The sequence below is a fragment of the Enterobacter sp. R4-368 genome (assembly GCF_000410515.1).
Classification (GTDB): domain Bacteria; phylum Pseudomonadota; class Gammaproteobacteria; order Enterobacterales; family Enterobacteriaceae; genus Kosakonia.
Genome location: NC_021500.1, coordinates 3898176 through 3914016 on the forward strand (window position 1 = coordinate 3898176; position 15841 = coordinate 3914016).

The following is a 15841-nucleotide window of genomic DNA, read 5'->3' on the forward strand; positions in this document are numbered from 1 at the left end:
CTCCAAAAAGGGTAACGAATCACAAAGTTAGGTGATGTCCTGCTGGCAACGCCATTACGGGACACAGTGCAAACATGCTACTCTGAAGCGTGTTTCAGCACCATCCTCTATAAGGAGTTCCTTATGCAGTTACGCAAGGGCTGGCTGGTTGAGGCGCGGCATGTGCCGTCTCCCCATTTTGATTGCCGCCCGGACGATGAACAGCCTTCATTACTGGTGGTACATAATATTAGCTTGCCCCCCGGTAAATTTGGCGGCCCGTGGATAGACGCGCTGTTCACCGGCACGCTGGATGCCAGCGCCGATCCGTTCTTCGAAGAGATTGTTCATCTGCGCGTTTCCGCACACTGCCTGATTCGCCGTGATGGCGAGATTGTGCAGTATGTGCCTTTTGATAAACGCGCCTGGCATGCAGGCGTCTCTTCGTATCATGGGCGGGAACGCTGTAACGACTTTTCCATTGGTATCGAGCTTGAGGGCACCGATCATCTGCCTTATACCGATGCGCAATACCGCCAGCTGGCGGCAGTGACACGAACGGTGATTGAGCTTTACCCGTCGATTGCCGACAATATGACCGGGCATAGCGATATCGCCCCCGAACGCAAGACCGATCCCGGGCCGGCTTTTGATTGGGCGAGATTTCGTGCGCTGGTTGCCGGTATGTCAGAAAAGGAGATGCCATGACGTTATTCACCCTGTTGCTGGTATTAGCAGCAGAACGGCTGTTTAAACTGGGCGAGCACTGGCAACTGGATCATCGGATGGAAGTGCTGTTCCGGCGGGTAAAACACTACTCCATGTTCAGGACGTTGCTGATGACCGCGCTGGCGATGCTGGTCACCTTCCTGATTTTGCGCGCATTGTATGGGCTGTTTTTCAATGTTCCGCTGCTGGTGGTGTGGATTTTGCTCGGCGTGTTGTGTATCGGCGCGGGTAAAGTGCGGCTGCACTATCACGCCTATCTGAAAGCGGCAGCGCGCAATGACGCACATGCCCACACGGCAATGGCGAATGAGCTGACGCTGATCCACGGCGTGCCGCCAGGCTGCGACGAGCGCGAGTTTCTGCGCGAGCTGCAAAACGCGCTGGTATGGATCAACTTCCGTTTTTATCTCGCGCCAATGTTCTGGTTTATCGTCGGTGCGTCGTGGGGACCCGTGTTGCTGGTCGGTTACGCCTCATTGCGTGCGTGGCAATACTGGCTGGCGCGTTACAAAACGCCAAACGAGCGTCAGCAGTCTGGCATTGACGCCATTTTGCATCTGCTGGATTGGATACCGGTGCGCCTCGCGGGTGTGGTCTACGCGCTGGTCGGACACGGTGAAAAAGCGCTCCCGGCCTGGTTTGCGTCGTTGGGCGATCGCCATACTTCACAATACCAGGTGCTGACGCGTCTTGCGCAGTTCTCGCTGGCGCGCGAGCCGCACACCGATAAAGTCGAAACGCCGAAAGCCGCTGTCTCAATGGCGAAAAAAACGTCGCTGGTGCTGGTGGTCGTGGTGGCGCTGTTAACGATTTACGGCACGCTGATTTAACCGCGTGCCGCAGTATCACTGATTATCCGCTGCCGGGATGCCGAAATCGGGCATCCCGTTTTCTTGCCAGCGAATTGTTTTCAGGCGGGTATGGCGATTGGGATCGTAAAGCGGATCGCCTTCAATTTCGGTGTAATTCCGTGCGTGATAGACCAGCACATCTTCCCCTTCCGGCGTTTGCGTAAAACTGTTGTGCCCCGGGCCGTACTGGTGGTTTTCATAACTGGTTTTAAACACCGGCTGCGGCGATTTATGCCAGTTTTTGGGATCCTGCGGGTTGGCGGTGATATCGATCCACAACAAGCCCATACAGTAATTTTCGTCGGTGGCGCTGGCGGAATAACTCACAAAGAGTTTATCGCCGTGGAACAATACCGCCGGGCCTTCATTGACCAGAAAACCACGACACTCCCAGTCAAATTCCGGTTTGCTTAACATTACCGGTTCGCCTTTCAGCGTCCACGGGTTTTCCATTTCCGCCAGGTAGAGGTTGGAGTTCCCGGCAATATGCGGCGCTTTTTGCGCCCATAAATACCAGCGTTTCCCCTGATGCTCAAAGGTGGTGGCATCGAGCGCAAAGGTATCGAAAGGCGTTTTTACCTGGCCTTTTTCGACCCAGCGACCGCAGAGCGGATCGGCATCCGCGCACTCCAGAACGAACATGCGGTGCTGGAACATATTCAGCGCATCCAGCGCTTTGGTCCAGGTCGCGGCAAAGTAGAGATACCATTTGCCATCAATGTGATGCAGCTCCGGTGCCCAGATAAGCTCGCTCATCGGGCCGCTTTGCGGTTTGCGCCAGACTACCACGCCCTCGGCATCCCGCAGGCCTTCCAGCGTACTGGCGCGGCGGATCTCCAGCCGGTCATATTCCGGCACCGAGGCAACGAAGTAATACTCGCCTTGATGGCGCAGGATAAACGGGTCAGCGCGCTGTTCAATAAACGGGTTCGGCCAGTTTTCCATTATGCATTCCTTACGTTATCGCCCGCCGGTAAATGCTGATTTTCGGTCAGTTCATGGTAGTTGACGCGGCGTTTTTCCAGATCCGCCTGAATCTGTTTCATCAATTCACGGTCGACTTTCAGTAAGCGCACCACGCCTGCGGTGATCAGGTAGCCGACGCCCGGAATAATGGTAAACAGCAGCATGATGCCGTTAATGGCGCTGGCGCTTTGCTGTTTGGCTCCGGCGTCATAGCCATACCAGGAGAGCAGGAAACCGACCATCGCCCCGGCAACTGCCAGCCCCACTTTCAGGAAGAACAGGTTGCCGGAGAAGCTCATACCGGTAATGCGTTTGCCGGTTTTCCACTCGCCGTAATCATCGACATCCGCCATCAGCGACCAGTGCAGCGGGGAAGGGATCTGATGCAGAATGTTCAGCAGGAAGTAGAGCACCACAATCAGCACCGTGGCGTGCGGGTCAAAGAAGTAAAAGGCGCAGGAGAAGACCGCCAGCACGATATTGGTCCAGAAGAAGACTTTCAGTTTACACCAGCGGTCGGTCAGCACTTTTGCCAGCATACTGCCGAGCATCATGCCGACCACGCCAAGGCTAATAAACATCGTCGCGAAATGGGTGCTTTCCCCCATCACCCAGGTGACGTAATACATGGTGGCCGCCATGCGGATAAAACCAGGGCAAACATTGCAGAGCGTCAGCAGGAGGATGCGCACCCACTGATCGTTTTTCCACACGTCTTTGAAATCTTTTTTCAGATCATCATTGGTTGGCACCGCCGGGCGGATACGTTCGCGCACGGTGGCAAAGCAGAACAGGAACATACACATGCCGATAAACGCCAGCACCGTCATCGCCATCTGGTAGCCTTTGGCTTTATCCGCACCGCCGAACCACTCGGCCATCGGCAGCAGCGTGAGCGACAACAGCAGGGTGGCAATGCCGACCATCACAAAGCGATACGACTGGCAGGCAACGCGCTCTTTCGGGTCGTTAGTGATAACACCGCCCAGCGAGCAGTAGGGGATATTGATCGCGGTATAGGTCAGCGACAACAGGAAATAGGTGACAAAGGCATAGATAACTTTGCTGTTATAAGACCATTCCGGCGTGGTGAACATCAGCACGCTGAAGACGGCGTAAGGTACGGCTATCCACAACAGCCACGGGCGAAAACGGCCATATTTACTTTGTGTCCGGTCAGCGAGCGCCCCCATTAGCGGGTCAGTCACCGCATCAATCACGCGAATCGACAGCAGTAATACCCCAACCAGCGCAGGTGCGAGGCCGAAGATATCAGTATAGAAATAGTTAACAAACAGCATGATAGCGCCAAAGATAATGTTGCATCCGGCGTCGCCCATGCCATAACCAATCTTTTCTTTAACAGACAGTTTGTTGTTGTCCATTGCCGGTTCTCCCTTTGAGATATGGCATGAAGTATTTGTCTGTAAATTTTTGTTTGCGTAGCAGGATCAGGCCGCAGAGATGGACAAAATGGCTATGGAAAGGAAAGTGTGAGGAAGGTAACACAGTGATAACACCCCTCTCCCTGGCGGGAGAGGGGGAGTGGGTAAGGATTAATGCGCTTTCACGGTATTGGCGTTTTTCTGCTTCAGCAGGTAGCCGACGCCGAGGATGGCAATCCACACCGGGATCAGGTAGACGGAGATCGCCATGCCGTCTGTCATCAGCATGATCACCAGTACCGCTGCCATAAAGATCAGGCAGATCCAGTTCCCCAGCGGGTAGAACAGCGCCGGGAAGCGCGGCGTAACCCCTTGCTGCTGCTTGGCGCGGCGAAAACGCATGTGCGCCAGGCTAATCATCGCCCAGTTGATCACAAGCGCGGAAACCACCAGCGCCATCAGCAGACCAAACGCGGATTCCGGGGCGAAGTAGTTGATCAGCACACACAGCGCGGTAAACAGCGCAGAGGTGATGATGGTGTTCACCGGCACGCCGCGTTTATCCACGTGTTGCAGTATTTTCGGCGCGTTGCCCTGTTTCGCCAGACCGAACAGCATACGGCTGTTGCAGTACACGCAGCTGTTATAAACAGAGAGCGCGGCAGTCAGCACCACAATGTTCAACGCGTTGGCCACAAACGAGTCACCCAGTTCATGGAAGATCAGCACAAACGGGCTGGTGTCAGCCGTAACACGCGTCCACGGCAGCAGGGAGAGCAGCACAGCCAGCGAACCCACATAGAAAATCAGAATGCGGTAGATAACCTGGTTGGTGGCTTTCGGAATGCTTTGTTCCGGGTTATCGGCTTCTGCGGCGGTGATCCCCACCAGTTCCAGACCACCGAAGGAGAACATGATGATCGCCATCATCATCACCAGCCCACCGATGCCGTGCGGCAGGAAACCGCCCTGTTCCCACAGGTTACGCACGGTAGCCTGCGGGCCAGCGCTGCCGCTAAACAGCAACCAGCCGCCAAATACGATCATCGCGACAACCGCGAAAACCTTAATAATGGCGAACCAGAACTCCATCTCACCAAACACTTTCACGTTGGTCAGGTTGATGGCGTTGATAATGACAAAGAACACGGCGGCGGAAACCCATGTTGGAATTTCTGGCCACCAGAACTGCACATATTTCCCGACGGCAGTAAGCTCCGCCATCGCCACCAGCACGTACAGCACCCAGTAGTTCCAGCCGGAAGCAAAGCCTGCAAAGTTGCCCCAATATTTGTAAGCGAAGTGGCTGAATGAGCCTGCTACCGGCTCTTCAACCACCATTTCGCCAAGCTGGCGCATGATGAGAAACGCGATAAAACCGGCAATGGCATAACCCAGAATTATCCCCGGACCGGCAGATTGAATGACGGATGCGCTGCCCAGAAACAGGCCAGTCCCAATAGCGCCACCCAGCGCGATAAGCTGAATGTGGCGGTTCTTAAGGCCGCGCTTTAGCTGATCGCCGTGCTGTTGACCTTCCATTATGAAACCTCGTGTGTGGTTGTTATTTGTACGCTGCGGTTTGCGTGTAATAAATAAATTCCGTTTTTTGTATTTTTTTGTTTACGAAATGTCGACGTGTTTTTTCGTCAATCCCTTTCATAGGGCTCAGAATAGTGATAAGTGCGCGGGAATGCATCTGCTTTATGAAACTCTGATGACGAGCGGATAAAAAAGAAACCGTTTCTGCGTACCCCATCTACTCCCTCAATGGCCTTATTTCTTTGTTTTATGCGAATTAAAAGAATATTTATTCATATATTGGCGAACTGAATCGGTTCACATGCCTTAATTGGCGTTTCAGGAAAGTTAAAACTGCCTCTTTCGTGGTAAACGAGGCATTTGTGCAAGGTTACATCTTTGAAACGCTATTTCTGTAACATTGTTAAAATGTGCGTGGTTTCCTGATTTCAATCAAAACCTGTATGGACAGAAGGTGAATACTTTGTTACTTTAGCGTCAAGAACATGAAATTGGTAAGACCAATTTACTCCGGGCGAGTGGTAGAGACAGGGAACAATGGCCTACAGCAAAATCCGCCAACCAAAACTTTCCGATGTGATTGAGCAGCAACTGGAGTTTTTGATTCTCGAAGGTACGTTGCGTCCCGGCGAGAAACTGCCTCCAGAGCGCGAACTGGCCAAACAGTTCGATGTTTCTCGTCCTTCACTGCGCGAGGCCATTCAGCGCCTCGAAGCGAAAGGCCTGCTCCTTCGTCGCCAGGGTGGCGGTACTTTTGTCCAAAGCAGTCTGTGGCAAAGCTTCAGCGATCCGCTGGTTGAGCTTCTGGCCGATCATCCCGAATCCCAGTTTGACCTGCTTGAAACCCGCCACGCGCTGGAAGGCATTGCTGCATATTACGCGGCGCTGCGCAGCACCGATGAAGACAAAGCGCGGATCAGCGAGCTGCACCAGGCCATTGAGCGGGCGCAGCAGTCCGGGGATTTGGACGCGGAATCCAGTGCCGTCGTGCAGTATCAAATAGCCGTAACCGAGGCGGCACATAATGTTGTGCTGCTTCATCTGCTACGCTGCATGGAGCCCATGTTGGCGCAAAACGTTCGTCAGAACTTTGAATTGCTGTACGCGCGCCGCGAAATGCTGCCGCTTGTCAGCAACCATCGCTCGAGTATTTTCGCGGCGATCATGGCCGGGAAGCCGGAAGAGGCGCGTGAAGCGTCGCACCGCCACCTGGCGTTTATTGAAGAGATTTTGCTGGATCGTAGCCGTGAGCAGAGCCGTCGTGAACGCTCGCTTCGCCGGTTAGAGCAGAGAAAGAATTAAGATTTTCTGGTGCAGGTTGTACCGGAAGAGTTGTAACACCAGCGCCAAACTTTAGAGCGCGGCAACTAAACGCAGAACCTGTCTTATTGCACTTTTGTGGTTTGAACGAAAAGGCATGAGAATGCAATGGGACAGGTTCCAGACAAATCAACGTATTAGATAGATAAGGAATACCCCCCATGTCAGAACGTTTCCAAAATGACGTGGATCCGATCGAAACTCGCGACTGGCAACAGGCGATCGAATCGGTCATCCGTGAAGAAGGTGTTGAGCGTGCTCAGTATCTGATTGACCAGCTCCTTTCTGAAGCCCGCAAAGGCGGTGTGAAAGTGGCAGCTGGCACAGGGGCGAGCAACTATGTAAACACTATTGCCGTTGAAGATGAACCGGAATACCCGGGCAATCTGGAACTGGAACGCCGCATTCGTTCAGCTATCCGCTGGAACGCCATCATGACGGTTCTGCGCGCGTCCAAAAAAGACCTTGAGCTGGGCGGCCACATGGCGTCCTTCCAGTCTTCCGCGACCGTTTATGAAGTTTGCTTCAACCACTTCTTCCGCGCGCGTAACGAGAAAGACGGCGGCGACCTGGTGTACTTCCAGGGCCACATCTCTCCGGGCATCTACGCACGTGCATTCCTGGAAGGTCGTCTGACTGAAGAGCAGATGAACAACTTCCGTCAGGAAGTTCACGGTAAAGGCCTCTCCTCTTACCCGCACCCGAAACTGATGCCGGAATTCTGGCAGTTCCCGACCGTATCCATGGGCCTGGGCCCGATTGGTGCGATCTATCAGGCGAAGTTCCTGAAATATCTGGAACACCGTGGTCTGAAAGATACCTCTGAGCAAACCGTTTACGCCTTCCTCGGCGACGGTGAGATGGATGAGCCGGAATCCAAAGGCGCTATCACCATCGCCACCCGTGAAAAACTGGACAACCTGTGCTTCATCATCAACTGTAACCTGCAGCGTCTGGATGGCCCGGTAACCGGTAACGGCAAAATCATCAACGAACTGGAAGGTATCTTCGCAGGTGCTGGCTGGAACGTTATCAAGGTGATGTGGGGCGGTCGTTGGGATGAGCTGCTGCGTAAAGATACCAGCGGTAAACTGATCCAGCTGATGAACGAAACCGTCGACGGCGATTACCAGACCTTCAAATCCAAAGATGGCGCGTACGTGCGTGAGCACTTCTTCGGTAAATACCCGGAAACCGCAGCGCTGGTTGCAGACTGGACTGATGAGCAGATCTGGGCCCTGAACCGTGGCGGCCACGATCCGAAGAAAGTTTACGCGGCACTGAAAAAAGCGCGTGAAACCAAAGGCAAAGCGACTGTTATCCTGGCCCACACCATCAAAGGTTACGGCATGGGCGATACCGCAGAAGGTAAAAACATCGCTCACCAGGTTAAGAAAATGAACATGGACGGCGTGCGTTATATCCGCGATCGTTTCAATGTTCCGGTTACCGATGAGCAGGTTGAAAACCTCTCTTACATCACCTTCCCGGAAGGTTCTGAAGAGCACAAATACCTGCACGAACGTCGTCAGGCGCTGAAAGGCTACCTGCCGTCTCGTCAGCCGAACTTCACCGAAAAACTGGATCTGCCTGCGCTGGAAGACTTCTCCCAGCTGCTGGAAGAGCAGAATAAAGAGATCTCCACTACCATCGCTTTCGTGCGTGCCCTGAACGTGATGCTGAAGAACAAGTCGATCAAAGATCGCCTGGTGCCGATCATCGCCGACGAAGCGCGTACCTTCGGTATGGAAGGTCTGTTCCGTCAGATTGGTATTTACAGCCCGAACGGCCAGCAGTACACCCCGCAGGACCGTGAGCAGGTTGCTTACTACAAAGAAGACGAGAAAGGTCAGATCCTGCAGGAAGGCATCAACGAACTAGGTGCTGGCGCATCCTGGCTGGCGGCTGCGACTTCTTACAGCACCAACAACCTGCCGATGATCCCGTTCTACATCTACTACTCCATGTTCGGGTTCCAGCGTATCGGTGACCTGTGCTGGCAGGCTGGCGACCAGCAGGCTCGCGGCTTCCTGATCGGTGGTACTTCGGGTCGTACGACCCTGAACGGCGAAGGTCTGCAGCACGAAGATGGTCACAGCCATATTCAGTCGCTGACTATCCCGAACTGTATCTCTTACGACCCGTCTTATGCGTACGAAGTAGCAGTCATCATGCATGACGGTCTGCAACGTATGTACGGTGAAGCGCAAGAGAACATTTACTACTACATCACCACGCTGAACGAAAACTACCACATGCCGGCGATGCCGGAAGGTGCCGAGGAAGGTATCCGTAAGGGTATCTACAAACTCGAAACCGTTGCCGGTAGCAAAGGTAAAGTTCAGCTGCTGGGCTCCGGTTCTATCCTGCGTCACGTGCGTGAAGCAGCGCAGATCCTGGCGAACGACTACGGCGTGGGCTCTGACGTGTACAGCGTCACCTCCTTCACTGAACTGGCGCGTGATGGGCAGGATTGTGAGCGTTGGAACATGCTTCACCCGCTGGAAACGCCGCGCGTTCCGTACATCGCTCAGGTGATGAACGACGCACCGGCTGTGGCATCAACTGACTATATGAAACTGTTCGCCGAGCAGGTTCGTACTTACGTACCGGCTGATGACTACCGCGTACTGGGTACTGATGGCTTCGGTCGCTCCGACAGCCGTGAAAACCTGCGTCACCACTTCGAAGTTGATGCTTCTTACGTGGTGGTAGCAGCACTGGGCGAACTGGCTAAACGTGGCGAAATCGACAAGAAAGTGGTGGCGGAAGCAATCACCAAATTCAACATCGATGCAGAAAAAGTTAACCCGCGTCTGGCGTAAGAGGTAAAGAGATAATGGCTATCGAAATCAAAGTACCGGACATCGGGTCTGATGAAGTTGAAATCACCGAGATTCTGGTCAAAGTGGGCGACACCGTTTCCGCTGAACAGTCGCTGATCACCGTAGAAGGCGACAAAGCCTCTATGGAAGTTCCGTCTCCGCAGGCTGGCGTTGTTAAAGAGATCAAAGTCTCTGTTGGCGACAAAACCGAGACGGGCAAACTGATCATGATTTTCGATTCCGCCGATGGTGCAGCAGCCGCTGCACCTGCTCCGGCAGAAGAGAAGAAAGAAGCCGCTCCGGCCGCTGCTGCGCCAGCAACCGCGGCAGCGAAAGAAGTGAACGTCCCTGACATCGGCGGTGACGAAGTTGAAGTCACCGAAATTCTGGTGAAAGTGGGCGACACCGTTGCGGCAGAACAGTCTCTGATCACCGTAGAGGGCGACAAAGCCTCTATGGAAGTTCCGGCGCCGTTCGCAGGCACCGTGAAAGAGATCAAAATCAACACCGGCGACAAAGTCTCTACCGGCTCGCTGATCATGATCTTCGAAGTGGCGGGTGCTGCACCTGCTGCGGCTCCGGCTCAGGCAGCCGCTCCGGCTGCGGCGAGCGCACCGGCAGCTGCGGCTGGCGCGAAAGAAGTCAACGTACCTGACATCGGCGGTGACGAAGTAGAAGTGACCGAAGTGCTGGTGAAAGTGGGTGACAAAGTCTCCGCTGAACAGTCTCTGATCACCGTAGAGGGCGACAAAGCCTCTATGGAAGTCCCGGCACCGTTCGCCGGTGTTGTTAAAGAGCTGAAAGTGAACGTGGGCGACAAAGTCTCCACAGGCTCGCTGATCATGGTATTCGAAGTGGAAGGCGCTGCGCCTGCCGCGGCTCCGGCTGCCGCTCCGGCATCTGCTGCCCCGGCTCAGGCTGCTAAACCTGCTGCGGCACCGGCTGCGAAAGCAGAAGGTAAATCTGACTTCGCGGAAAACGACGCTTACGTCCACGCTACTCCGCTGATCCGCCGCCTGGCGCGCGAATTCGGCGTTAACCTGGCGAAAGTGAAAGGCACTGGTCGTAAAGGCCGTATCCTGCGCGAAGACGTGCAGGCTTACGTGAAAGACGCAGTGAAACGTGCTGAATCCGCACCTGCCGCTGGCGCGACTGGCGGTTCTCTGCCGGGTCTGCTGCCGTGGCCGAAAGTGGACTTCAGCAAGTTCGGCGAAATCGAAGAAGTGGAACTGGGCCGTATTCAGAAAATCTCTGGTGCGAACCTGAGCCGTAACTGGGTGATGATCCCGCACGTTACGCACTTCGACAAAACCGATATCACCGATCTGGAAGCGTTCCGTAAACAACAGAACGCCGAAGCTGAGAAGCGCAAACTGGATGTGAAATTCACCCCGGTTGTCTTCATCATGAAAGCCGTCGCTGCTGCGCTTGAGCAGATGCCACGCTTCAACAGCTCGCTGTCTGAAGACGGTCAGCGCCTGACACTGAAGAAATACATCAACATCGGTGTTGCGGTGGATACCCCGAACGGTCTGGTTGTTCCGGTCTTTAAAGACGTGAACAAGAAGAGCGTTACCGAGCTGTCCCGCGAACTGACGGTGATTTCCAAGAAAGCGCGTGACGGTAAGCTGACCGCAGGCGAAATGCAGGGCGGTTGCTTCACCATCTCCAGCATCGGCGGCCTGGGAACTACCCACTTCGCGCCGATTGTGAACGCGCCGGAAGTCGCTATCCTGGGCGTCTCCAAATCTGCAATGGAGCCGGTCTGGAACGGTAAAGAGTTCGTACCGCGTTTGATGATGCCGATTTCGCTCTCCTTCGACCACCGTGTGATTGACGGTGCTGATGGTGCGCGCTTTATCACCATCATCAACAACATGCTGTCTGACATTCGCCGTCTGGTGATGTAATCGAAGAAGCCGGCCTGACGGCCGGCTTTTTTCTGGTAATCTCATAAGGCTGTTGGGGTTATCAGGGGCAAAAGGACAAATCGTTTGCCGTTTGTTGTTTCAAAATTGTTAACAATTTTGTAAACTGCGGGCGGATAGAACGTCCCGGTGGATGAAGGGCGACATGAAGTACCCCTGACCGCCGGAAATCAATAAGAGGTCATGATGAGTACTGAAATCAAAACTCAGGTCGTGGTACTTGGGGCAGGCCCGGCAGGTTACTCTGCTGCCTTCCGTTGCGCTGATTTAGGTCTGGAAACCGTCATCGTTGAACGTTACAACACTCTCGGCGGTGTTTGTCTGAACGTGGGTTGTATCCCTTCTAAAGCGCTGCTGCACGTTGCAAAAGTTATCGAAGAAGCCAAAGCGCTGGCTGAACACGGTATCGTCTTCGGCGAGCCGAAAACCGATATCGACAAAATTCGTACCTGGAAAGAGAAAGTTATCACTCAGCTGACCGGCGGTCTGGCGGGTATGGCCAAAGGCCGTAAAGTGAAAGTGGTTAACGGTCTGGGTAAATTCACCGGGGCGAACACCCTGGAAGTGGAAGGCGAAAACGGCAAAACCGTGATCAACTTCGACAACGCTATCATCGCGGCGGGTTCCCGTCCGATCCAGTTGCCGTTCATTCCGCATGAAGATCCGCGCGTATGGGATTCTACCGACGCCCTGGAACTGAAATCCGTACCGAAACGCCTGCTGGTTATGGGTGGCGGTATCATCGGTCTGGAAATGGGTACTGTGTACCATGCGCTGGGTTCAGAGATTGACGTGGTTGAAATGTTCGACCAGGTTATCCCGGCCGCAGACAAAGACATCGTTAAAGTCTTCACCAAACGCATCGGTAAGAAATTCAACCTGATGCTGGAAACCAAAGTGACCGCCGTTGAAGCGAAAGAAGACGGCATTTACGTTTCCATGGAAGGCAAAAAAGCCCCTGCTGAAGCGCAGCGTTACGACGCCGTGCTGGTGGCTATCGGCCGTGTGCCGAACGGTAAAAACCTCGACGCTGGCAAAGCAGGCGTGGAAGTGGACGAACGCGGCTTTATCCGTGTTGATAAACAGCTGCGCACCAACGTGCCGCACATCTTCGCTATCGGCGATATCGTCGGTCAGCCGATGCTGGCGCACAAAGGCGTGCATGAAGGCCACGTGGCCGCTGAAGTTATCGCCGGTAAGAAACATTACTTCGATCCGAAAGTTATCCCGTCTATCGCCTACACCGAGCCGGAAGTTGCATGGGTGGGTCTGACCGAGAAAGAAGCGAAAGAGAAAGGCATCAGCTACGAAACCGCCACCTTCCCGTGGGCTGCTTCCGGCCGTGCTATCGCTTCTGACTGCGCTGACGGTATGACCAAACTGATTTTCGACAAAGAGACGCACCGTGTTATCGGTGGCGCGATTGTCGGCACCAACGGCGGCGAGCTGCTGGGTGAAATCGGTCTGGCTATCGAAATGGGCTGTGATGCGGAAGACATTGCGCTGACCATTCACGCGCACCCGACGCTGCATGAATCCGTCGGTCTGGCGGCTGAAGTGTTCGAAGGTAGCATTACCGACCTGCCGAACCCGAAAGCGAAGAAAAAGTAAGTTTCGCCAGTTTAAGATAAGGCAGCCTGCGGGCTGCTTTTTTTTGCCTTTTTCCCTCATTTATTCCTTTTTCACCTAACTATAAGTTTTAGTAGGCATTTTCCACTCAGATTATTCCGTAAAATGCCGATAACTCAGCCAAGAATTTTTATATAACGCAGGCTGCAAGCCCGCACCTCTGGCTCCGTCATGACATGGACTGTGTGACTTTTCCTCGTTTCATTGCTCCCGTCCGGCGTTTGCCGCATTTGTAGTTCTTATCCCTGGTTTGGAATGAAAAAAGGAATCGTTATGTCTTATAAAAAAGTCGCTGTTGTCGGTGTGGTGTTGGCTGCGTTCGTGCTGTCGGGTTGTGGTGCGATGACCACGGCGGTGAAAAAACGTAATCTGGACGTGAAAACCCAGATGAGCCAGACCATCTGGCTGGAGCCCTCCTCTGAGAAAACCGTGTATATCCAGGTTAAAAACACCTCTGATAAAGACATGAGCAACTTGCAGACGCTGCTGTCAAAAGAGCTGACCGACAAAGGTTACAAAGTGACCTCTTCCCCGGATACCGCTTACTACTGGATCCAGGCCAACGTGCTGAAAGCCGACAAAATGGATCTGCGTGAAACCCAGGGCTACCTGAAAAGTGGTTACGAAGGTGCGGCGATGGGTGCGGCGCTTGGCGCGGGTATTACTGCGTACAATAGCAACTCCTCCGGCGCGGCACTGGGTGTAGGTCTGGCGGCGGGCCTGGTTGGGCTGGCAGCCGATGCCATGGTCGAAGACGTTAACTTCACCATGGTTACCGATTTGCAAATCTCTGAGCGCAGCAAAGCGAAAGTGACCACCGACAACGTGGCAGCGCTGCGTCAGGGTACTTCCGGTATCAAGCTGCAAACCAGCACCGAAGAAGGTAACCGCGCGAAATACCAGACGCGTGTTGTGTCTAACGCGAATAAAGTGAACCTGAAATTCGAAGAAGCCAAACCGGTTCTCGAAGCGCAGCTGGCGAAATCTGTCGCTAACATTATGTAAGCCGCCTTTGCATTCCACATGATGAATGCATGGGTAGCCTGAAATAGGCGAGTCAGGGAACTGGCTCGCTTTTTTTATTGTGTTTCGTGATGAATTCAGGGTTTTCATCCGCAAAGTATAAAGATTGTGCAAAAACTGCCGATGGTAGATGACTACCACTATCGGTGAGAGAGGGAGTTTCATCGTCATGATCCGCGGACTTAGTTTTGCCTTACAGCTGCCTTCTGTTACGCGCGTGAACGCGACAACACAGGTTGGCGCTGCTGTACGAGCCGCCAGCAGTAATAACGCCGTCGCTAACAATAACACCTCGGCGAAAGTGATGTTCGGTAGCCAGACTTCAGAAATTTCGGCGGTTTATAGCCTGTCACCGAAAAAAATGAGCACCGGTGTTGCACAGCAGTCCAACCCCATTATTGAGGGGCTGATGCAATCGGCACTGGGCAGTGCTTCGGTTTCCTCGATGGCAGGCCTTGGCAGCGCGCTGCTTGGCAATCTGAAGGAGAACCGTGGCGATTTCACCCAGGCACTGACCGGGGTGAGCACAGATATGGGGGCCAGCGCCGGTGCGAACAAATCAGCGGTGACGCTCAGTATCGCCACCCAATCCGGCTCGACTGTTCACCTGACGATGACCCAGCAGGACAACGGCATCGCGGTTGAGGTGAAAACGGAGGGCGAGGCGCTAAATGATGATGATGCGGCGGCAGTGGCGAACCTCGGCAGTGCGTTAAGCAAAGCGCTCAGCGGACTGGGGCAGCAACCGCCGAAACTGGATATCTCCGGTTTAACCAACTTTGACAGCAACCGCTTGAAATCTGTCGATCTGAAAACCGATATACGCAATGGCGATGATTCGCTGCAGTCGCTTAATTTCCATGCCGATGACAAAGCGCGCTCTGTTGCCTACCAGGATGGCGACTATTCGCTGAAGATGAGCAGCGATATGTCCAAACCTGCGCTCTCCGGCAGCTACGGCCAACAGCAGCTGGCGCTGAAGGCGTATGACGATAAATTCGATAAAGCGCGTATTGCCGGAAATGGCGATCGTGGCCAGATGGAAGCGATGAAATCTGTATTCCGCGCGCTGAACACCACTCGCGATGCGGAAAGCGCCAAAGTCACCACAGGCCAAAACCTCACCCTTGATACGAGTGGCGTTTCGCAATTAAGCGGGCTGAATGATTTTTCGCTGTCGCTCGTGCAAACCGAGAAATCACCTAATCCGTTGCATGAAGAAGAGAAAGATCGCTTCGCTTATACCGCCTCGCAGTCTTCCGAAGAGCAGACACGTGATGACGGCTCAAAAACCGTGAAGCAGACGGCACGCAGCCATCTGAGCGCCGCCTGGCATGAGGCTATCGACCCGTCGATTCCGCTGGCGCTGAACAAAATGAAGTCGTCGCAAAACTACTTCTACCATCTGGTGGAAAACGATGAAGAGAACACCACCACGCTCAACTATAACGGTCGCGGGCAACTGGCAAGCGTCGGTCATAACGAGCAGGTGAACAACCGCTCAACGGTGCAAAAATACGTACTGGGTAAGCTGGTGGATCAAACCGTCACCCCGGAAAAGTATGCCAACAGTAATGTGCGTTCGTTGTTAGGTTCGGCGTAACAGCTATGTAACCAAACGGCCCTGCGGGGCCGTTTTTCATTCCAGTGGGCGAGGATTCTCT

Annotated in this window: 11 protein-coding genes; 8 read left to right on the forward strand and 3 right to left on the reverse strand. The window is 53.9% G+C overall.

What is annotated here, in order from left to right:
• Positions 1-123 precede the first annotated feature (123 nt).
• Positions 124-687, forward strand: coding sequence for a 1,6-anhydro-N-acetylmuramyl-L-alanine amidase AmpD (ampD, locus tag H650_RS18190; RefSeq protein WP_020456562.1), 564 nt, complete (start codon positions 124-126; stop codon positions 685-687).
• Positions 684-1538, forward strand: coding sequence for a beta-lactamase regulator AmpE (gene ampE, locus H650_RS18195; protein WP_020456563.1), 855 nt, complete (start codon positions 684-686; stop codon positions 1536-1538). Before ampD ends, ampE begins: the two co-directional genes overlap by 4 nt.
• A 15-nt stretch (positions 1539-1553) precedes the next feature.
• Here the strand turns inward: ampE and H650_RS18200 are convergent, their stop codons facing one another.
• From H650_RS18200 to aroP, 3 genes are all read right to left on the reverse strand, one after another.
• A complete protein-coding gene (locus H650_RS18200) occupies positions 1554-2504 on the reverse strand; it encodes a glycoside hydrolase family 43 protein (protein ID WP_020456564.1) in 951 nt (316 codons plus the stop codon).
• On the reverse strand, positions 2504-3910 hold the full coding sequence (locus tag H650_RS18205; RefSeq protein ID WP_020456565.1) for a glycoside-pentoside-hexuronide (GPH):cation symporter: 1407 nt from the start codon (positions 3908-3910) through the stop codon (positions 2504-2506). The genes H650_RS18200 and H650_RS18205 overlap by 1 nt, the downstream gene beginning before the upstream one ends.
• A 171-nt stretch (positions 3911-4081) precedes the next feature.
• Positions 4082-5455, reverse strand: coding sequence for an aromatic amino acid transporter AroP (aroP, locus tag H650_RS18210; RefSeq protein ID WP_110093647.1), 1374 nt, complete (start codon positions 5453-5455; stop codon positions 4082-4084).
• Between the two features lie 534 nt (positions 5456-5989).
• Here aroP and pdhR point away from each other — a divergent pair.
• From pdhR to H650_RS18245, 6 genes are all read left to right on the forward strand, one after another.
• Positions 5990-6754: a pyruvate dehydrogenase complex transcriptional repressor PdhR gene (pdhR, locus tag H650_RS18220; RefSeq protein WP_017457950.1), complete on the forward strand. Its 765-nt coding sequence runs from the start codon at positions 5990-5992 to the stop codon at positions 6752-6754.
• Between the two features lie 179 nt (positions 6755-6933).
• Positions 6934-9597 (forward strand): pyruvate dehydrogenase (acetyl-transferring), homodimeric type, encoded by a 2664-nt coding sequence (gene aceE, locus H650_RS18225; protein WP_020456568.1) that lies wholly within the window; start codon positions 6934-6936, stop codon positions 9595-9597.
• A 14-nt stretch (positions 9598-9611) separates the two neighbouring features.
• Positions 9612-11507 (forward strand): pyruvate dehydrogenase complex dihydrolipoyllysine-residue acetyltransferase, encoded by a 1896-nt coding sequence (aceF, locus tag H650_RS18230; protein ID WP_020456569.1) that lies wholly within the window; start codon positions 9612-9614, stop codon positions 11505-11507.
• Between the two features lie 204 nt (positions 11508-11711).
• On the forward strand, positions 11712-13136 hold the full coding sequence (lpdA, locus tag H650_RS18235; RefSeq protein ID WP_044489788.1) for a dihydrolipoyl dehydrogenase: 1425 nt from the start codon (positions 11712-11714) through the stop codon (positions 13134-13136).
• Between the two features lie 291 nt (positions 13137-13427).
• The gene (gene traT / locus H650_RS18240) at positions 13428-14159 is read left to right on the forward strand and encodes a complement resistance protein TraT (protein WP_020456571.1); all 732 of its coding nucleotides are present in this window, start codon (positions 13428-13430) and stop codon (positions 14157-14159) included.
• A 187-nt stretch (positions 14160-14346) separates the two neighbouring features.
• Entirely contained in the window at positions 14347-15780 is a 1434-nt protein-coding gene (locus tag H650_RS18245; RefSeq protein ID WP_020456572.1) for a hypothetical protein, read from the forward strand.
• Positions 15781-15841 lie beyond the last annotated feature (61 nt).